At 39.4% G+C, this 21,261-nt stretch carries 14 protein-coding genes and 1 pseudogene; 3 read left to right on the top strand and 12 right to left on the bottom strand.

Annotation, left to right across the window (positions count from 1 at the left end; genetic code table 11):
* Positions 1-19: 19 nt before the first annotated feature.
* The 3 genes from H9N25_RS02235 to H9N25_RS02225 form a co-directional block, all read right to left on the bottom strand.
* Positions 20-3,376 carry a TonB-dependent receptor gene (locus tag H9N25_RS02235; RefSeq protein WP_330221080.1) on the bottom strand — a complete coding sequence of 1,119 codons (3,357 nt, stop codon included), beginning with the start codon at positions 3,374-3,376 and terminating at the stop codon, positions 20-22.
* A gap of 202 nt (positions 3,377-3,578) precedes the next feature.
* Complete coding sequence (locus tag H9N25_RS02230; protein ID WP_190327809.1) at positions 3,579-4,736, bottom strand: FecR family protein; 1,158 nt, start codon at positions 4,734-4,736, stop codon at positions 3,579-3,581.
* A 211-nt stretch (positions 4,737-4,947) separates the two neighbouring features.
* A complete protein-coding gene (locus tag H9N25_RS02225; RefSeq protein WP_190327808.1) occupies positions 4,948-5,550 on the bottom strand; it encodes an RNA polymerase sigma factor in 603 nt (200 codons plus the stop codon).
* Positions 5,551-5,841: 291 nt separating this feature from the next.
* On the opposite strand from H9N25_RS02225, the gene H9N25_RS02220 reads away from it, so the two are divergent.
* Positions 5,842-7,413: a PepSY-associated TM helix domain-containing protein gene (locus tag H9N25_RS02220; protein ID WP_190327807.1), complete on the top strand. Its 1,572-nt coding sequence runs from the start codon at positions 5,842-5,844 to the stop codon at positions 7,411-7,413.
* Between the two features lie 199 nt (positions 7,414-7,612).
* Here the strand turns inward: H9N25_RS02220 and H9N25_RS02215 are convergent, their stop codons facing one another.
* A complete protein-coding gene (locus H9N25_RS02215) occupies positions 7,613-8,587 on the bottom strand; it encodes a 3-keto-disaccharide hydrolase (RefSeq protein WP_190327806.1) in 975 nt (324 codons plus the stop codon).
* A gap of 239 nt (positions 8,588-8,826) precedes the next feature.
* Between H9N25_RS02215 and H9N25_RS02210 the strand changes: the two genes are divergently transcribed.
* The gene (locus tag H9N25_RS02210) at positions 8,827-10,716 is read left to right on the top strand and encodes a mechanosensitive ion channel family protein (RefSeq protein WP_190327805.1); all 1,890 of its coding nucleotides are present in this window, start codon (positions 8,827-8,829) and stop codon (positions 10,714-10,716) included.
* Between the two features lie 102 nt (positions 10,717-10,818).
* Here the strand turns inward: H9N25_RS02210 and H9N25_RS02205 are convergent, their stop codons facing one another.
* The 8 genes and pseudogenes from H9N25_RS02205 to H9N25_RS02170 form a co-directional block, all read right to left on the bottom strand.
* Complete coding sequence (locus H9N25_RS02205; RefSeq protein WP_190327804.1) at positions 10,819-11,340, bottom strand: hypothetical protein; 522 nt, start codon at positions 11,338-11,340, stop codon at positions 10,819-10,821.
* Positions 11,341-11,521: 181 nt separating this feature from the next.
* A pseudogene (locus H9N25_RS02200) lies at positions 11,522-12,714 on the bottom strand (phosphoglycerate kinase).
* A gap of 6 nt (positions 12,715-12,720) precedes the next feature.
* On the bottom strand, positions 12,721-13,158 hold the full coding sequence (locus H9N25_RS02195) for a GNAT family N-acetyltransferase (RefSeq protein ID WP_086544984.1): 438 nt from the start codon (positions 13,156-13,158) through the stop codon (positions 12,721-12,723).
* A gap of 641 nt (positions 13,159-13,799) precedes the next feature.
* Positions 13,800-14,795 carry a type I glyceraldehyde-3-phosphate dehydrogenase gene (gene gap / locus H9N25_RS02190; protein WP_167293122.1) on the bottom strand — a complete coding sequence of 332 codons (996 nt, stop codon included), beginning with the start codon at positions 14,793-14,795 and terminating at the stop codon, positions 13,800-13,802.
* A 109-nt stretch (positions 14,796-14,904) separates the two neighbouring features.
* On the bottom strand, positions 14,905-15,984 hold the full coding sequence (locus H9N25_RS02185) for an MraY family glycosyltransferase (RefSeq protein WP_223833550.1): 1,080 nt from the start codon (positions 15,982-15,984) through the stop codon (positions 14,905-14,907).
* A gap of 178 nt (positions 15,985-16,162) precedes the next feature.
* Complete coding sequence (locus H9N25_RS02180; RefSeq protein ID WP_190327803.1) at positions 16,163-16,903, bottom strand: glycosyltransferase family 2 protein; 741 nt, start codon at positions 16,901-16,903, stop codon at positions 16,163-16,165.
* Positions 16,904-17,930: 1,027 nt separating this feature from the next.
* Positions 17,931-18,401, bottom strand: a complete 471-nt coding sequence (locus H9N25_RS02175; protein WP_223833549.1) for a hypothetical protein — start codon at positions 18,399-18,401, stop codon at positions 17,931-17,933.
* Positions 18,402-18,710: 309 nt separating this feature from the next.
* The gene (locus H9N25_RS02170) at positions 18,711-19,127 is read right to left on the bottom strand and encodes a hypothetical protein (RefSeq protein ID WP_167293118.1); all 417 of its coding nucleotides are present in this window, start codon (positions 19,125-19,127) and stop codon (positions 18,711-18,713) included.
* A gap of 1,321 nt (positions 19,128-20,448) precedes the next feature.
* Between H9N25_RS02170 and H9N25_RS02165 the strand changes: the two genes are divergently transcribed.
* A complete protein-coding gene (locus tag H9N25_RS02165) occupies positions 20,449-21,261 on the top strand; it encodes a polysaccharide biosynthesis/export family protein (RefSeq protein WP_167293117.1) in 813 nt (270 codons plus the stop codon).

The following is a 21,261-nucleotide window of genomic DNA, read 5'->3' as shown; positions in this document are numbered from 1 at the left end:
ACGAGGTTTAATCCAAAAGTTAATGTTCTTGGGCGTGGGTAGGCCGAATAATCAAAACCTGGGTTAGGGCCGAATTGCGGATAGAAACTTCCGGATCGGGACCAGAATAGTTTGTCCAGGTGATGAGATTCTGCGCCGAAGCAAATACACGGAGCGATTTTATTTTTAAGCGTTTAGCAAACTGCTCACTCAAGTTATAGCCCAGGGTTACCGTTTTAAGCCTTAAGTAAGAGCCATCTTCGATAATCCTGCTCGAATAGGCAAAAGGCCCCTGCCCTCCCGTTCTAAAAAGGGTATTTGAGGGATTATCAGGCTGCCAACGGTCGCTCCAGACTGCAAACTGGTTTAACGTGAGCGTATTTTTTCCGTTACCCTCAAATACCAAACGGTTGGCGTTGATCAGATCGTTACCATAAGACCATTGAAAAAAAACATTCAGATCGAAACCTTTGTACCTAAAATCGTTCACAAAACCGCCAGTATGAACAGGAATGCCCCTACCAATGGTTGTAATATCATCAGCATTCACCACCAGATCTCCGTTCAGATCTTTGTATTTGATATCGCCAGGTTTGATGTTTGCCCTTGCTGTTCCATTGGTCGGCACTGTGCTCTTCAATACATAGGTGCCTGCCGCTGGCTGATCAAAATCACTGTATTGATAAACACCGTCCCACTCATAGCCCCTCATTTGGGCAATGGGCTGGCCTACCTGCGCGGTATAGGCAAACAGCGAGTTATAAGAAAAATCAAAAAATACCGGACTCAGGATCTCTTTTTGGTTCTCGGCCAATTCCAGCACTTTGTTTCTGTTGAAGCTAATATTGAAACCTGTTTTCCAGGTAAAATCTTTGGTGTTGATATTTACTGTATTGAGCGAGAGTTCCAATCCTTCATTTTGCACCTTTCCTACATTTTTATAGGCTGAACCGATGCCCAGCGTATAGGGAAGATTGGCCAGCAATAAAAGGTCCCTTGTGGTTTTTCTGTAGGCATCAACGGTAAAGTTTATCCGGTTATTGAACAGGCTTAGATCGTAACCGATATTGGTTTGGGCGGTGGTTTCCCATTTCAGATCGGGGTTACCCAAAGATGATAGCTGAGCACCTGTTGAGGCCGCACCGTTGTTGTAGGAATAAGCCGGGAGTGGCCCAAGAAGAATCTGCGAGAGGTAGCTAAAATCGCCTATCCTGTTATTCCCCGTTAAACCATAGCTGATCCTCAGTTTTGATTCAGAGATAAATCGGAGGTTTGACAGGAAGTCTTCTTTAGCCATGTTCCAGGCAAAAGAGCCCGATGGGAATGTTCCCCAACGGTGGCCTGGGGCAAACTTAGAAGATCCGTCTGCGCGGATAGATGCGGTTAACAGGTATCTTGATTTATAATCGTAATTAAGCCTGGCCAGAAATGAAGACAGGCCCCACCTCGAGCTCTGAGATATTGAAGAGAGCAATGATGACTGATCGAGCCCATCTAGTCCGAGCGATTCGTTAGGTACCTGAGTTGCACTAAAGCCATAACGGGCGGAATTGAGTGCCTGCATGGTGTATCCTCCCATTACATTGAAATTATGCCCGCCTTTGAACGATTTCTTATAAGTTAACGTATTTTCGTTCAGCCATGAATTTGTCGGGACAGTATAAATAGAGCCGTTAACCCCAAAGGTATTGTAGATACTTCCCCTGCTGGTCTGGGAATTATAAAAGCCTTCCAGTTTTACATTATTGCGTGTAATACCGCCCGATATCCGCAGGCTAAGGCCAGGCAATATGTTATAATCTAAAAAAGCATTCGCAATCAGGTTATCGGTAATCGTATTCTGTATCTGGTTTTGTGTAGAAATTACTGGGTTTACCCGGTAATCGCCAAAAAGATTTCCTGAGAGTGCCGGATCTATAAGCTCATCCAGCAGACCTGAATCATTATCACCGCCAGTAACCGGGCGATATCCCCAAACGGCATAAAAAAGGTTGTTGCTGTATGAAGTATTTGATCCAGGTTCTGATGGGCTTACCCCTGAAGAGCGGCTATTGCTATAATTGATATTTACGCTTGCTTTAAGATTTTTATTGATCGTCTGATCCAGGTTCATACGGCCCTGGTAACGGGTAAAGCCAGAGTTGATTACAATTCCCTTCTGATCGAATATATTTCCGGAAACGGCATATCTGGTTTTATCATTCCCGCCTCTGAGTGAAAGGGAGTAGTTCTGCATCGAAGCGGTCTGATAGATATAATCCTGCAAATCAATCCCCTGAACATCCCGGTAAGATTCTAAAGTTTTCCCGCCACTTAGATAGGTTGTTGGTGCTATCGTGGGATTGAGCTCCAACTGGTATTTCACAAATTCATAAGGGCTTAAAAGCTCCATTTTTTTTGCAACATTCTGCACCCCATAATAAGAATTAAAAGTAATTATAGGCAGGCCGATCTTTCCTTTTTTTGTGGTGATAATGATTACCCCATTTGCACCCCTTGCGCCGTATATAGCGGTTGAGGAGGCATCTTTAAGCACATTGATGGATTCGATATCGGCAGGATTGATGGAGTTGTTCATCCCGTCTTCCATCGGAAAGCCATCCACTACGTATAACGGAGAGTTATCCTGGGTGATAGATCCGTATCCCCTGATCACAATATTGTTAACCGATCCTGGCTGTCCATCGTTTCCCGAAACGCTAACACCGGCAACTCTTCCCGCAAGGGCCTCATCGAAGGATTTAACCGATGCCTTATTGAAATCGCCCATATTCACTTCGGCTACCGATCCGGTAAGATCTGTTCTTTTTACTGCTCCGTATCCAACAATAACCACGTCGTCCAGTCCCGTGTTCTGGGCCTTTAGCGTAACGTTTATTACCGTTTTTGATTCTACAGGAACCTGTTGAGTTTCCATTCCGATCATGGAAAAAATCAGCACAGCAGTTGGTCCTGCAACGGCAATTTTGTAATTGCCATCTTTATCGCTAAGCGCTATTGTTTGCGAGTCTTTTACCCTCACCGTTGCCCCATACAAGGGCTGGTTATCTTCGCCTTTGATTTTGCCCGTTATCGAAATTAACCTGGCAGCTACGGAGGGCAGGATTTTTGGCGTGATTAAAATTGTCTTTTTATCTATCTTATAGCTAAATGGCTGATTAAAAAAACACTTGTCCAAAGCTTCTGTCAGGCTGGCATCTTTTATGCGGACATTAATTTCCCTGGCATTTGCAAGCAGGTCTACATCATAAAAAATACTGTACCCACTTTGACGGCGGATATCCTCGAGGGTTTCTTTTATAGAAGCATTTTTTTTATCCAGGCTTATCTTTTGTGCAAGGCTAGCCGCACTAACCTGCATAAAAGAGAGCAGACATAAAAAATAAGATAATCTCATAATCAGCAATATTTTAGAATGAATATAGGAATGCCTCCCGCATCTAATTGCAGTAGAATTTTTATACATTTGGTTGTTAGGTTTTTGAATATTTGGTTAATAGAAAGTGATCATATCGGAATACTTAACTACAGTCTTATCGGCTGTATAGCCGGGAGTGGTGGTACACTTCCGGCTTCGTTATTCCTTTAAACGGTATGTATTAGTTCATCAGAATAACCCTCCTTCCCTCTATTTTATAATTTACGCCCCCCGTAATTTTCATATAATCCAGCAGCTCAGTGATATTGCTGAACCTGGAGGTTGTTCCGCCAAATTTTTTCGATTGTACGTTACCTCGGTATTCTACTTCGATATCATACCATCTGCTGGCTATTTTCATCACTTCTTTGATGTTCAGATCTTTAAATACAAAGTTGCCCTTTACCCAGCCCATCACCTGTTCGATATTGGCGTGCTGGACCGAAATTTCGCTGTTGGTATAAGCTGAAATACCCTGTTGGCCAGGTGCAAGAAGTTTGGTTTGTTTTCCCTTGTTCATGCTAACGGAACCTTCTATCAGTGTAGTGGTAATATCGGCATCATCCCCGTAAGCAGAAATATTAAAGTGGGTACCCAGAACACGTACCTCAACATCATTAGCTTTCACAATGAACGGCCTGGATGTATTTTTGGCAACCTCAAAATAGCCTTCGCCTTTAAGTTCTACATTTCTGTACCTGCCATTAAATTCAGCAGGATAGGTAAGTGAAGAAGCTGCATTTAACAAAACCTTACTCCCATCAGATAAAACAAGCTGATACTGCCCGCCCCTGGGAACAGTTATGGTATTGTAAACGGGCTGAGTGCTTTGTCCTGTGGCTTTATCCCCGAGGTTGTACACCAGCTCCCCATTTTCTTTTTTGATAATCTCTGTAGCACCTTCTTTGGCCAAAACCCCTGCGTGTGGGTCTGATAATACAATCTGCGCTCCGTTACTTAAGGTCAGCACAGCTTTGTTCGATCCTGGCCTGATGTCTTGTTTTGCCGCATTTGGTACCTGGCTTACGATCTCTGTCTTTTTATCTCTCCTGATAAAAAAACTGCCAACAGCAATCATAATCAATATGGATGCCGCAGCATACCATGTCCAGTAAGAACGTTTTAAGGTTTGTTTGGGCTGCTCTTCAGGCAGGTCAATCCTGGAGGCGATCTTTTCCAGGATTGAGGCTTTCAGCGCATGCTCCTGCTCATCAGATAAACTCACATCAGACATTGCCTCCAGTCTTTTGTAATACTCATCCAATAATGCCTCTTCCTTCCTGGTGGATTTACCAGCAAGATATTTTTCCAATAAATTTAAATAGCGCTGTCTTTCCATGATACCATTTTATTACTAGTGTAAAAATGATGCCTATACCCTACGGTTAAATGAAAATATTTTTTCACGTTATTAGAAATAACAGCATTTGGTACCACTTTGATATTTTTAATGAAAGCAAAGCTTATGCAGCATCGGTTACAGCGGCCCCGGCCTTTGCTTAATCCCGGTTACCTTAAGCAGTTAAAAATAATTAATCGAACTCGGGTTATTAGAAAAATATGGTGGTGAGTACAGATAAACATCCACTTAAGGATAAACCCTTACGGATATGCTTTAGCGACTTTGTAATGCGTTTTTCTACTGTTTTTTCAGAAATACCCAGCACAGCAGCAATCTGTTTGTAGGTCATACCCTCTTCCCTGCTTAGGCGGAAGCTCTCCTTACAGTCTTCAGGAAGAGCGTTGATAATCTCTGAGAGTAATTCCTGCTGTTCTTTAAACAGCAGTGGATTATCGGTAATGATATCGGCGGTTATCAAAGCCAAACGGTTGTAAAAGTTACTGTCATGTTTCTTTTGCCTTATGGCCTCATACACTGCGAAACGCGTAGCCTGTTGCAGGTAGGCTTTAAGATTGAGGATAACCGCCTCGTTTTTCCGGTTCCATAAACTCACAAAAATATCCTGTACAATGTCTTCCGCGGCGATAGTATTATTGAGAATGCGGTACGCGGTTTGGAAAAGTAATTTCCAATAATTATTGTAAATAACGGTAAAAGCGCCCCGGTCTCCTTCTCTAAGCAGTTCAGTTAATTCGGCATCACTAAAATCACGGGCTTCGACCATTAATACCTGGTTATAAAATTGTATCAATCAATTTTAGATATTTTTTCCCACTATACTATAAATCGTCTGAATTATTTTACAAGAATTAACCTAAACTCCCACTATGTTTTAGCCACAAAGTGTTTCTAAATATGTACTAGTTAACATGCGCCAATGTTTTGAATGCATTGTTTTCCTCCCGATTAATACTCTGATTAACAGCTTCCATCAAAACACTTATTTAGACTCATTAAAAATAATTTGGATAAAAGCATTTAAAACGATTTCTTTGTAGGTGTAAACAAACTATGTTGCATAACAGAGATGCTACGCTCAAGAATGAAATCAGAACACAATCGTAAAAGTTTAAATTGGGCAAAACATCAAAAAAGGTGGTTCGGCAAATGGCACCTGTACCTGGGTATTATTGCCGGCGCAATTGTAGCCTTTGTAGGCGTTACAGGGAGTATCCTGGTTTTTCAGGATGAGATCGATCGTGCGCTGAACCCTGATCTGTTCGAGGTAATTGCGCAGAAACAAAAGATGCCCGTTGAGGAGATTGTACCACTCATTAAAAAGAATTACCCTAAGCTAAAAATCGACTACCTGATGCTGAACAACTTCAAAAATCCCAATGAAGCATACAGCGTTATGAATTTAAAAACGGGCGAAGAAACCTTTATTAATCCATATACGGGAAAAACGGGGGGTAAAAGAATACACACCAGTTCATTTATCCATATTGTTACTGAACTGCATCGTACGCTGCTCATCCCTGTTGCAGGCCGTTATATTTGCGGTCTGGCGTCACTTTGCCTCTTAATTTTAACCATTTCCGGTTTACGTTTATGGATCCCCAAAAAATGGAAACAGCTAAAATCGGCACTTACAATAAGGTTTAGGGGATCATTTAAACGGCAAAATTACGATTGGCACAATTCACTCGGTTTTTACTCCTCTCCCATTGTGGCGATACTGAGTCTTACCGGTTTTTCCATTACTTTTTCTACCCTTGTTATCCCCCTGTTATTCGTGCTTAGCGGGAAATCGCCGCAAGGAGTGGCTAAATTGTTAGGGGCTAAATCGGCATGGTATGCACAGGCTGTACCCCTTCCACTTAAAGATATTGTTGACGCAGCGAAAGAAAAAATGCCCAACGGTTATATTGGTGGGATTGCTTTTCCGGCCGACAAAACAGGCACCTACCGCTTAGATGTAGTGAGTGGAAACCTACCTAAAGTTGGAAAAAGAGAAATGCTTATTGTTGATCAATATACGGGAAAAGTGCTATTGAACAGCCGGAAGAATTTCCCCAATGTAGGTAATGCTTACCTCAGCTGGTTAACACCCATCCACTATGGAAGTTTTGGCGGCAGGCCTACACAGGTTATTGCCATCATTGCCGGCTTAATGCCACTTGCCCTATTTATTACTGGTTTTATTATTTGGTGGCCACGTTATAAGAAACAAAAGAAAGGCAAAAAACGCAAGACAAATGAAGTCGCTTTGAATGAGGCATTGGAAACCACGAAAGTTGAAAAAGAATTAAAACCAACGAAAATAAAAACGCCACTGCCAAAATTGGGCAGATATTTCCTGATCCAGTTTAAATCGGGATTAAAATATGCCATTGTTATTCTGTTGATCAGTTTTATTATGGGTGCACTCTATGGCCTTCCTTCAGGAATCATTATCCAGCCAGCCATTTTCGTAGTGGCCTTTAGCTGCGTAATGGTCTGCTTGAATTTTATATGTGCATTGTTGTCAGAAATATTCAATATCCTTTTTCTACTTCCATTTAAAAGGGGGAGTTATAGGGTAACCCGCTATTTTGCATTGTCAACTGCATTTTTTGTTTGTTACCTCGTTGTGTATATCGTTCTGCTCAATACTGGCTTAGAGATTTTCTAAAGTGATACTATTTCTTCAGTATAAAATCTTTTAGCTGTTTTTCAAACTTGCAAGCGATTCCCTATCGAGTTGGAAATGACGACCCTTATAATCTAACATTTGCATAAAAATCCGATATATATCGGATTTTTATGCAATAAAATTATCACTCAGGATTGGCAATTCTATTTTATGATACAACCTCTCCTATTAGAGATAATTATTTTGCCGGTGTAATTACAATTTTCCGGTATTCGATCGGTTCGTGATCTCCCTGGAGATAAATAGGCCCGGACTCTCCCTCATTACTATCCAATGCTCCTCCGGTAATGCCCGGAATTTCCTGGTTACTGATGATGGTTTTGCCATTGGCTACCACTGTTACCAAACGGCCAACAAGAGTAATATCGTATCGCTGCCATTCATCTGGGCCAAGCGTAACCATTTCGTTAGGAGTTAAAAATCCATAAATACCACCGAAGAGTACGCTATTAGGATGCGCATCTTTTTTGCTATCTTCAATCTGCACCTCGTAACGGCCTCTTAAGTACACACCGCTGTTTCCACCTTTTGAATACCTGAATTCGACATGGAGCTTAAAATCATTGTATTTCTGTTCAGTAATAAGATTTGAACCTGCTTTCGGACTGGTTAAAATACCATTTTTCACTATCCACTGGTTTGGTCCATTGGCTTTCCATCCCGATAGATCTTTACCATTGAACAAATTGATAGGTTTACCCCATGCTGGCGCGCCAGCTCTTTTCAGGTAAGGTGCTTTTACACCTTTCCAGCTATATTGTTTACCATTGCAATCAGTCATTATCCCCTGGATGCCTGCTTCGGCCACAGTACCGTCGATAATCAAATTCGATGTACCACTTTCCCATTGTGGCGGGATTTCAAACTTAAACTTGCCGTCAGCAAATTTTACTTCCGATACCGGACGTGCACTACCTGCAGTAGATACAAAATACCCCACTAAAGTTTTATAACCCGATAGTTTTACTTCCAACCAGGCTGGAGCCGATTTTCCGTTTACATCAACCGTAATATCCCAACGGCCAATCAGCGCTGCAGGCTCAGTAAGCACCTGCATATGATCTGGTTTTACAATTGTTGCAGCAAATGTTTTTTCCGATAGGCCTACAATCAGCAGACAGCCTATTCCAAACAAAAAGAGTTTTTTTCTCATAGATGTAATTCGTTTATTAAGCAATTCATATATACCCGGCGGCTACTATAAGCAGCTGACTTAGCAATTAAGGGTAAGGTATGACTTATTTGTTTTAGGCGCAAATACCCAATTAGTTTAAATATGAAAACCCAGTTATGCTTCAAAATTCTGATCGGCTCATTTTAATGGCAACCTAAGCCGATTTTATTCAGTTATGGCTTAATTTTATTACTTTAGGTAAAGCCATTGAAAAAAATATGATCAGAATTTTTACCGTACTTGCCCTCATCATTTGTGCTTCTACCTTTAACTGCATTGCAAGACAAGATAGCGCTAACAAAAAAACCGACAGTGTAGCCATTAAAAAACTCGAAAATGATCTCGACCGCGTTAACCAGCTGTCTGCCGAGAGGCTATCAGACTCACTTAAAAGATCTGAGCTTGAAAGGCGTGTGAGCATATTGGGTGTAGCGGATAAATCCCAGCGTGAATCTCTAATGGCAGAGCTCACCTCACTTAAGAAAAGAGATTCGGTACATCTTTCGAGCCAGCAACACCAGATTGATTCGCTTCGCTCCATCATCAAGGGCATACCAGTGGTTTTCCATTCAGATACCCTTTATTATATCTATGCCAAATTGGGAAGTTTCAGTGCATCAGACCGTGCCCGGGCGGTTGCAGAAAGGCTAGAGCGCATTGGTGATGCCCCTGGGTACTCAGCAGACTCACTCAAAATCAGCCCGGCAGAACAATCTACAGACCTCCTCTATGGCAGCAGCCTGTTATTATCAATCACCGACCAGGATGCACTTTGGGCAAAAAAAGACCGTAACAGTTATACAGCGTACATCAAGAAAAAAATATCGGCTGCCCTTGAGCAGTACCGGAAAGATAACAGTTGGCGGGTTATCCTGGAAGAGATCCTGCTAACCTTATTGGTCATCACTGTGGTTATTGCCCTGATTTACCTGATCAATAAGCTTTTTAAAAAACTGTCCGGAAAAATTATCTCCTCAGACGGTCGCCTCAAAGAAGGGATCAGGATAAAAAATTATGAGCTCTTAGATGCTGCGCATCAACAGAACGCAATAGCCATTATATTAAAAATCATCCGTTACGCCGTTATCCTGGTGGTTATTTACCTTGCTTTTCCGGTGTTATTTGGCATTTTCCCCTTTACCCGTGATCTTTCTGTCAACCTGCTGAGTTATATCCTCAGCCCACTAAAGAAAATTGGCATTTCGGTGTGGCACTATATCCCCGATCTAATGACCATACTCGTGTTGCTGGTGGTTTTTCGTTACGTAATCCGCCTGGTCCGCTTCATTAAAACAGAGATCGAACGGGGAAAGCTCACCATTCCAGGCTTTTATAAAGACTGGGCGAATCCTACCTATCAGATTATCAGGGTGTTGATCCTGGCCTTTATGCTCATTGTGATTTTCCCTTACCTGCCAGGCTCGGATTCAGGTGTTTTTAAAGGAGTATCGGTATTTATGGGCGTGCTGTTTACTTTTGGATCTGCAGGTGCATTAGGCAATGTTGTTGCCGGGCTCGTGTTAACCTATATGCGCGCCTTCAGGATCGGCGACCGGGTAAAAATTGGTGAGGTTACAGGCGATATTACCGAAAAGACTTTGCTGGTAACCCGAGTACGTACCATTCAGAATGAGATCGTCTCTATCCCCAACTCCACTGTGATGAACAACCATACCATAAACTTCAGTATAGAAGCTGCCGAAAAGGGGCTCATCGTCAATACTACAGTTACTATAGGTTATGATGTTCCCTGGAGACAGGTACATCAACTGCTGATTGATGCAGCACTAGCTACTGAGCTCATTGAGGCTGAACCTAAGCCCTATGTGCTCCAAACCAGTCTTGATGATTATTATGTAAGCTATCGCCTTAATGCTTTTACAAAATCTGCAAACAAACAGGCCGTTATCTATTCAGGGCTACATGCCAATATCCAGGATCAGTTTAACGAAGCTGGCGTAGAGATCATGTCGCCACACTACAAGGCACTCAGGGATGGTAACGCGACAACTATTCCGCAAGACTACTTGCCGGCAGATTATCAGGCTCCCGCCTTCCGTACAGAAAACAAAGTACAAAAAGATAGTAAGGGAAGGCCAAATGCTTAACTCCTTTTAGATTCCTGGTTGCAGAACATTATTTTAATCCTTAGGCAGTTTTGCGATGAAAGAGCAATGCTGATAACATTATCCAGGTAATGTATTTAAAAGCTAATACTCTCCCAGCACTCTAAAATGCAACTCACGTTGTGAAATTACGAACAGGGATACAAAGGTAAAAAGAAAATTATTGAAGTTTTTATGGTCTGCTGCCACAGCACTTTCAAGTTCCCAGCCACTAAAGAATGTGTGTTTTATCTTAAATAACCTGGCCTCATTATAAAACAAGGTAAGAGAGGGTTGTTTGGTCCAAAAACTAATATGTGCAGAAATATTCAATTCTACGCTGATATCATTGTTATTATCATCCGATATTATGCTTTTGATGGTTAACATTGGAATGCTACCACCCAAGATCTCACAAAATAAAAAATCATCTTTTTTTAATTCGTAGCTGATTCTTTCGCTAAGGGGATTTTTCGCCAGACAATATGTGCTGCCAGCTATATCTGCCGTTAATATCTCTTCATTTTCTTCTGTAAAAATGAAAGAAAATAATTCTTGTTCGTCTGTATCCGTTACAACCAACTTAGGTATGGGTTTTCGGATCTGTTTTAGATTATAATAATTCATGGTATATTCTTTCCCTGCTTTTTATCAAAAAAATGATAACTTATTCATTAAACTTAAAACTATTTTCGCTAAACGAGAAATATGCCAGCCATCTGAATTACTTCAGCTCTCAACCTTCTTGTCTTTTAACAAAAAAGGCCCTGCAATCTGCAAGGCCTCCTTAATCGAAATCGATTTATGTTTATCCATTAATGGCTTTAACACCTGGCAACTCTTTGCCTTCCATATATTCGAGCAAAGCACCACCACCAGTAGAAACATAACTTACTTCATCTTCCATACCAAATTTGGCTATCGCCGCGGCCGAATCGCCACCACCGATTAATGAGAATGCACCGTTATCTTTAGTAGCTGCAACAACTGCTTCTGCAACAGCTTTAGTACCTACCTGGAAACTTTCCATTTCGAAAACCCCATTGGACCATTCCACAATAAGGTTTTAGAGTTTTTAATTATATCCTGAAATAATGCAACTGATTTCGGGCCGATATCCAGTCCCATCCAATCTGCAGGAATATGGCCTGAATCTACATCCTTTTTAGCCGCATCGTTTGCAAATTTATCAGCAATTACCGTATCAGCAGGCAAAATCAGGTTTACACCTTTTGCTTTTGCTTTTTCAATCAGTTCTAAAGAAAGTTCCTGTTTATCAGCTTCTAATAACGAGGTGCCGATTTCTCCACCTTGTGCTTTAGCAAAAGTGTAAGCCATACCACCGCCAATAATCAGGTTATCTACCTTATCTAACAATTTCTCGATCAGAAGAATCTTGTCAGATACTTTAGCACCACCCATAATTGCAGTAAAAGGTCTTTCTGCATGGTTTAAAATTTTCTCTGCATTTTCTACCTCAGCGGCCATTAAATAACCAAAGTATTTTGCTTTTGGAAAAAACTGAGCAATAATTGAAGTAGAAGCATGTGCACGGTGGGCTGTACCAAAGGCATCGTTTACATAAACATCGCCCAATTTTGATAATTTCTCTGCAAAGGCCACATCGCCCTTTTCTTCTTCTTTGTAAAAACGAAGGTTTTCTAACAATAAAACTTCACCCGATTTTAAATCAGCTGCCTGTTTTACGGCACTTTCGCCAATACAATCGTCAGCAAACTTAACTTCAACACCAATAAGAGCAGATAAATCAGATAAGATGTGTTTTAAAGAATATTTATCGGTTGGCCCATCTTTCGGGCGGCCCAGGTGCGACATTAAAATAACAGCTCCGCCATCTTTTAAGATCTTGGAAATGGTTGGTAAAGCAGCTCTGATTCTTTTGTCATCTGTAATTTTAAATTCATCATCCAACGGCACGTTAAAGTCTACCCTGATTAATGCTTTTTTATCTTTAAAGTCAAACTGGTCAATGGTGTTCATGTTTAATTATTTTTGATTTAAGTTTAATTTCATTTCGTAATGGAAACCGATACCAGGGATATCAAATTCAGGCGATTCGGTAGTGAAGCCGATTTTCTTGTAAAAAGCTGCCGCCGTTGAGCGGGCATTACACCATAAATAATCGGTTTTATATTCTTTTAGGTACTCAATGGCAAAAGTAACCAACGCTGCACCATAACCATTTCCAACGGCATCAGGGTGTGTAGCCATTCCCCTAAGCTGATAGCCCTCTCCTTCTTCCGGAAAAAAATCGTTCCGCATAAAAGTAGCAATTGATTTTATTTCTCCATCTTTTAAAAAACCAAGGTGAAAGGTATCGTAGGCAAGATCGCCTTCAAAAACACATGCTTCGAATGGTTTGCCATTACGTAAAACCAGGCTTCTTAAAGGCAGTACTTCTTCCGGAAGAATAAATTTGACCATATTTTTATCGTTAGCTTATATCTAAAGACATTGCTATAGGATGCACTGCAAACGTCTGCAAAGTTAATAAAGCAATTGAAACCCAATAATAATATCGGCCACAATTTTCAACATTTAGCTCCAGTTGGCAACGATCAAAACAAATGAACAATGTGCCATTTTCAAGAAAAGCAAGCCTAATGCCTATAAGTTACGGCAGCCCTTCTTTCCGCTCCTATCTTTTTGTGATGGTTAGCAGCATATTGTGGGCTTAGCGGGGCAAAAAGGACAGCTGCCACAATAAGGTTTATTTAACCAAGGCTTGTGTAACAAAACCGTAGTGTATATTAGAATGGGCAGCTTGGTATGGCTTCCCCCGCAGATAAGAAGTACCTAGCCCGGGCGCAGTGGTATCCACAGGAGTGCAGCGCAGGGGATATAGCGAAGAACGGGAACGAACTTTCATAACTGTACAGGCCTGCGCTCCAAAAAAAATAATCTAAATTTTCTTGCAAAGCAGACATAGTGCCTATCGGTTACAGCAACCTTTCTTTCTGTTTCCTATATTTTTTTGTGATGGCCTGGAAGATGTTGCTGACCTGTGGAACAAAAAGAAGGTCTATGTAAAGCTAAAAATAAATGTTGCTTAAGAATTTAAATCATCAAGCTTTAGAAAGCGTTTCTATTTTCCTTACCACATCGATTAAACGGCTGCTATAACCATATTCGTTATCATACCAGCCCACTACTTTAACCATATCGCCTACAATAGAAGTCAATAGCGAATCGAATACGCAGGAATGTGGGTTATCAATAATATCGACCGATACAATCGGGTCTTCCGTGTATTGTACAAGGCCCTTCAACTCATTATCTGCAGCGCGTTTAAAGGCAGTATTAATTTCTTTAATCGTGGTTTTCTTTTTTAACAGACAGGTAAAATCGGTTAATGATCCGTTTAAAACCGGAACCCTGATTCCTGCCCCACCTAAACGGCCATCCAATTCTGGAAAAATATGGGTAATGGCTTTTGCTGCCCCTGTTGTAGTTGGAATAATGGAGGATGAGGCGGCCCTTGCCCTGCGTAAATCTTTATGGTTAGCATCATGCAGGTTCTGATCGCCCGTCATGGAGTGTATAGTGGTAATATAACCTTCTTCAACACCCCAGTTATCATTTAAAATCTTAATCATTGGGGCAATATTATTGGTTGTACAGCTCGCATTCGATAGTATAGAACTAGTTAAATCAATATGATCTTCGTTTACCCCTAAAACCACCATCGGAATATCATCGGCTGCCGGAGCAGAAATAAGCACCTGTTTTGCACCCGATGTAATGTGTTTTTCGGCTGCCTCCCTGGTTAGGTTTTTACCTGTACAATCAACAACTAAATCAACGTGCAATGCCGACCAGGGCAACTCATCAGCTGCTCTAATTGCAAAAACCGGAATCGAAAGCGCATCAATCACCAGTGCATCTGGTTTTGCAGAAACACTCCCTGCGAAAACACCATGAACAGTATCGTACTTAAATAAATGAGCCATCGTTTTGGCATCTGCCAAGTCGTTAATGGCCACTACTTCAAATCCCTCAGCCAATGCTAAGCGTAAAAATGTTCTTCCTATTCTACCAAAACCATTTATTGCCAGCCTCATCGTATTAAAAAATTAGAGCGCAAAATTAGTATTAATTTATCAAAGCAAAGACCTGATTATATAAGATGGAAAAGAGATGATGAAAGCTTATACCTGCTACTATTAAAGTTTACCTGCCTTTCCTTTTAAGCAGGCTTAAGGTAAGCAGGGTATTAAACACAATACAGAGCCCAATAATGAGCAAAATCAGCACAAAATTCCCAAGATGCTGAAGGAAAATGGTGGCCGCTATTGTAGCCAGATTAAACCCGGCAGTAGAAATTACGATCCAGCTAGACTTAAACCCTAACTGCTCTAAACGGTGGTGAATGTGGTTGCGGTCTCCCTTAAACGGAGACCTCCCTTTTAAAATACGGATGGTAAAAACTCTCAATGAGTCGAAGATGGGTACGATTAGTATGGCTACCGCTATTGCTGGCGCGGAGTAAAAAGCAGGTTTATTTTCTCCGGTAAACTTATTGAGCTCTATAAATTTAATCGCTAACGCGGCAGAGATAAGCCCGATAATCAGTGCACCCGTATCACCCATAAATATTTTAGCCGGAAACCAATTGTACTTTAAAAAGCCAGCAATGGCACCTGCCAGGGCGAAGGCAATAAATGCATAAGGTACCTGCCCCATAAAAGAAAACAAAATACCAAAAGCCAGGCTCGTTAAAATGCCGATTCCACCTGCCAATCCGTCAATGCCATCAATTAAATTGAATGCATTATTCAGGAAAATAATTAATGCGATCGAAAAAAGGCTTCCCCATAAGGGCGCCATATTTCCTATACCCAATACCCCGTACAAACTTGTTAAACGGAAAGCACCAAAAAAAACCAGGATAAAGGCTACAACGATCTGCAAAATAAATTTCGTACTGGTATTGGTACCGTAAACGTCATCTTTTAAACCAAGTGCAGAAAGAATGATACATGATACAATTAAAAAGTTGGCTTCTTTAAAATTAATAATGGAAGAAAAAAGCAAGATACTTACCGTAAAACTACCTACAATGGCTAAGCCACCTAAACGTGAAATATTGCGTTTATGTTTTTTACGGTACAGATCATTCTTATCAAAAAGGCCATACTTTAAAGAAGTATAGATGATACTTGGAATACTAATAATTACGATTGAAAAGGCCAAAATAAATATGGCTATACAGAAATAGTCAGGGCTGGTATTCAGAATATCTTTTAGCAAAACTTATAGGGACTTGCAAGCAAATATAACTATACTAAGATAAACAAAATTGTGATGTAAAATGTTTAACATGACATTTATCAAAATAATCGACTTACGTCACACTAAACAGACAAAAAATATTTCAGATGTTAAGCCAGCAAGCAATAAATGACGCTAAAAAACTGATTAACAATCACTAAAACTGACTGAGTTTGCTTAGCTTTTTCTTTAGCAATACCCAAAAAGGCATGGGTACCTTATTTCTTTTTAGTGCTTTATAATCATTAACAAAAGCAGATATCCTGCTCCCTAAAGATTGATTACTTACCCCTCCTGTGCGCATATTCACCATTAAAACAGGTAAATAAAACGCTTTGATCTTGTGGGTATAAAAGTAACGTAATATTAATTCGTAATCGGCAGCAGTGCCTAAGTCTAATGCGTAATCCCCATTTTTTTCAAACAACGATCTTTTTAGATATAGCGTGGGGTGTGCGGGCATCCAGCCTTTTTGAAAGTCCTGAATTGTGTTTTGCCGTGATTTCCATTTCCTGATAATTTTATGCGATGTAGGATGTATATAATTGAGATCACCATAAAGTCCATCTATTTCCTGTTGATCGATAAAGGTTTTGGCTACCGCTGCCAACACATCAGGGTGCGCAAATAAATCATCGGCATTTAAAATCCCGATTACTTCTCCTGTTGCCCTTTCAATCCCCTTATTAATGGCATCGTATAAACCTTTATCTTTCTCAGAAACAAAATAATCAATGGCAGATCTGTTTTCTTGAATAATATTCAGGGTTCTGTCTGTCGATCCTCCATCAATTACGATATACTCTACATTAGCATAAGTTTGTGCAATTACCGAATTGAAACATTCCTGTAAAAATGTTTCTCCATTGTAAACGACTGTAATGAGGGATATTTTCATGGTACCAAACAGCGGCTCTTCGGCTTTTTTTAAGCTGAAAACTGTGGTAAATATAGAGAATAGAGATACTAACTTGAATAGTTAACTTTTAAAGCCCGATAAAATTAATGAATTACAGTTTATTTCTTCTTCTGATTACCAATATGCCTAATAGACCTGCGGCAGCGGCGAGGGGCAAGCTGTAGTCGTCGAGGTTGCAATATACCGTACTTTTATTAGCGATATTTCCTTCAAGGGCAGTCCCTGAACAACCAGTAACAAGATTGAGTACATTATAACCACTTGGGCAAACACGACATGGTGAGGCAGTAGCAGTCCATTGAGTTCTACTCTCTGAAACACAAGCAGAGTACTGCGGTTCAGACGGTGTGGGTTTATAAGCCTCCACTCCCCCAAAGATCGCGATTAACAGAAAATTCACTAATCCAACATCGTCTGGTGAAGTGTAAACAGCACCTGTTGACACTAAACAACCTGTTTGTGCAAATGAAGCGTAGCTGTAAAATACAAGCAGAAATGTAAATGTGATATTTCTTATATATCTCATAAAAATAAAGCGGCTTAACAGTAAATCAAAATTACTGTTAAGCCGCTTTAAAGCCTCCGTTCCTTTTATTCAGTATTATATCAACACTATGGCCCTTAGTGATACAAATTTACAAATACAAGAAATAACAAGAGTAATTGTTATAAATTATATACGAATTGATCTTTTTTTACGAGTAATGATGATACCAAAAAAACCAGCAGAACATATGATAAAAGGCTTGTAATCATCAATGGGTAAATTATTTAGCTGGCCGATACAGAAATAATTTGGATTAACATCCGAAAGTATGACGAGTCATTATGAATATAACAGTCTTAACACATCTAATATCGTAAGTTGCCGTAATTCTTCAGTTGCAAACCGGATCTGTAAATCCCACCGTTGTAAGTAGCCATTTCCATAGTACTAAACATCATAATAATATCGACAGAGAATAATCACTTCAAACTTAAATATAGTCCAGATTCCTATAAATAATTAAGTAGTGGCTGATTCAGTCGAATTAAATAAATTCTTGCGCAGAAAATAGGCACCAATAATGCTGGAAAAAACTATAATCAGTCCATTATAGTCATCCAAAGGGAGATTACAATAATTAATTAATTCATACTCCAGTGGCCGACCAATGCCTAAACTCTCATTTCCATTAATTATACAGCCATTTTTTTGTGCATCTGTTATCCTCAAATCTTGTTTGTAGCCCCACATATAACATTTCGCTGGATCTCGGTAATACGCAACCTCTGAATCTTTCACTGGCTCTACACTTGACGAAAAATTTTCATAATATTGAGTGTAATATGGATTTCTATATATTCCAACATCAGCAAGTTGAACATTATATATATTATCGTTCAATAGACACCCTCTTTTATTCGCACAAAATGCTGTATTTACAAATAAGGAAAAACAGAATAGGATTAACACCCTGGCAACATTTACATTCATCTAAATTTTTAACTTTTTTTCACTAAAAACGTAGTATAAAAACTACATTTTTCGCAAAAATCGCAAAATAAACAATACTATTTAAGATGGTCTGCAGATTCTGTTTTTTCTATGACGAGGATGTAGACAGGGCTGAGGAGTACCGTAAAGGCATTTTTGTTGATCAAAATCAAACCTTTAAAAATTTAAAATGCCTTTAAACAGCTTAAAAAGCAGGTATGATAAATTGAATCAATTTTGGTGGATGATTTTTACTTGAAAAACCTGTTCAACTATTGTTGACAATTGTCATGAACAAAATGAACGAAGCTAAAGCATTTTAATAAAATCTCGACAAGAGATGTTTTTAAAATTGAAACGTGTTAGAAAAAACGAGCCAATTCCGGCTAAAGCACACAATGCAAGGGGCGTATAGTCATCTATTGGGCAAGCTAAAGTATATATACCAATAATACCACACAAATTATTCCCTTCGGGGGTATTGACCTTACAGGTGCCTGATGTTGATAGAGGTGCCCAATCACATCCTGCCGGCTTGTTGTATTTAGTTTGGGTATTGCTATAAGATTGAGTCCCTGCTCCACATATCGTAGTAGTAGTAGCTGTACCAGTCATAGTATATAAATCCTTATTTCCACCGGCAGTATAACAACCGCTTTGGGAATAGACATTAAAATAAAAGGAAACAAATAGCACTGATAGAAATAAATTTCTTATAATTTTCATAAGACGACGCTAGAGGGATAAATTCCAGATCCCAAAATTAAGAAGCTTGTCTCAGATAAAAGCGAAATGCCTATTTAATAATACAATAAAAGCGCTTATATCTATAAATATGAGTATTAGTTTTATTCTAAAGAGAGCAAAAATTAATAGCTTCAGAATTAGTTTTAATTTTTTTCAACCTTTTAAATTATTGGTGTAAAGTTGAATATACATTTCTATATGATGCTATTATGAAATACAGGAAGTAATGATACAACCTGAAGGGTTACTACTTTTTACAATGCACGCACCCTGTTAAAAACTAGCAATGCCAATAAGAAAAATTCACGACAGGTACAGCAGCGGATGATTCCGTGTTTGAAAAATAGACTGTAAATACTAAATCGCAAATAAATTTGTGATAGTAATATATAATTAGCGCTTTTTGCTACTAAATAAATATGAGTATATTAATGAAGTGTCAATTTAGGAAAAACTATTGCTACCATTTTCAAAATGTAATTAGTCCCATCGAATGATAAAAATGTTTAACGACGAAAATCGATTTCATATTAAGCCGATATAGAAAAACAAGTTGTTTTGGTATATTATTGAGCGATATGATTGAAACTACAATGCAAAACTAAGTTGGTGTCTACGCAGAAAAAATAGACCTAAAAAGCCAAGAGGCAGAATAAGAAGCAAAATATTATTATCTAACGGGCATTCAGTTCTATATTGATTCTCTGTATAGGTCTCATTATGTCCGTATATACATCTACCACCCAGCCACCACGGCCAATAGGCATCACATACAAAAAATGTTCCTGTCCTCGTTATTCCTGTTGAAACAAACTCGCATTGTGATGTGGGTTGACAACTGATTACATTACCGTTTCGATCATAAATGCAATCACCGGTTGAAGATACGCTAGAAGCCCACTGCTGAGCTTTGGAAGATATCACAGAAGCCATCAGGAACATGGCAACTGCAAAAATTTTTTTAAACATAATGTGAATGATAGACTTCTATTTTTTTTACAAAAATACCCTAATTATTGTAGCTATAATATTACATTATACTTTATAATTGACATTTATCATAAACAAAATAGTTTATTCAATGAGAGTTATCTAAAGCCTTGAGAGATGGTTTGAATGTTGTCGTAGGTAATAAAACTGCAGTTATCTCGTGAAAGAACGTTTTACACTATTTTACAAACCTCTTATTAAAATCTTTCTTCAATCAATCAAAACCTTTGCCTGAGTAATTTTTCTTCTTTTAATGATTTTAAAAGTATTTTTGTTATTTAAAATTGTTTCAAGGATGTGTCGTATGCTGATGAACCTCAATCGAAAATATATTTATTTGTTAATCACTTTGCTTTCCATTTTCTTTTTAAATGCCTGCTCGGTTCGCAAGCAACGCACCTTATTTTACGCACCTTCCGACATTGTTACTGATACAATCAAACACGTTTATGTTGTTAACGATCAGGGTATAAGCGATGCTTATTATAAAATCAAGATTAGCGATCAATTGGCCATAAGAAATGTGCAGAACCCCGAATTTGGAGCTACTACATCTGGTAGTTCCGGTACCCTATCGAATACGACTTCAGGCACGGCTCAGAATATGCTTTCTTATCCGGTAGAGCCGGATGGCATGGTTAATCTACCAGCCATTGGAAAAGTAGAAGTTGTGGGCTTAACCAGGCGTGAAGCTACAATCAAAATCCAGGATCTCTATAAACAAAAATTATTAAAAGACCCGATTATAGAGCTAACCGTTGTTAACTTAAAAGTAACTTTATTGGGTGAATTTAGTAAGCAAGGCAACTTTCTGCTTGAGAAAGACAATACCAGCCTAATCGAAATCATTGGTGAGGCCGGCGGGATTACGAAAACTGCAGATCCTAAAACCTTAAAAATTATCCGCGGCGACCGAAGCCATCCCGAAATTATTTATGTAAACTTAACCGATATTAATAGTTTGGCAAGTAAAAAACTGATATTGCAGAATAACGACATCATTGTATTGCAACCTACTAAGAGTGCTGCACTGAGCGAGAAACTTCAGAGTTTTAACAATATCGTACAACCACTACTTGTGGTGGTTAACCTTGCCGTATTAATTTTTACTGTGACACGCTAA

This window comes from Pedobacter riviphilus (genome assembly GCF_014692875.1).
In the GTDB taxonomy this organism is placed as follows: Bacteria; Bacteroidota; Bacteroidia; order Sphingobacteriales; family Sphingobacteriaceae; genus Pedobacter; species Pedobacter riviphilus.
This window is presented reverse-complemented; position numbering and strand designations above follow the sequence as displayed.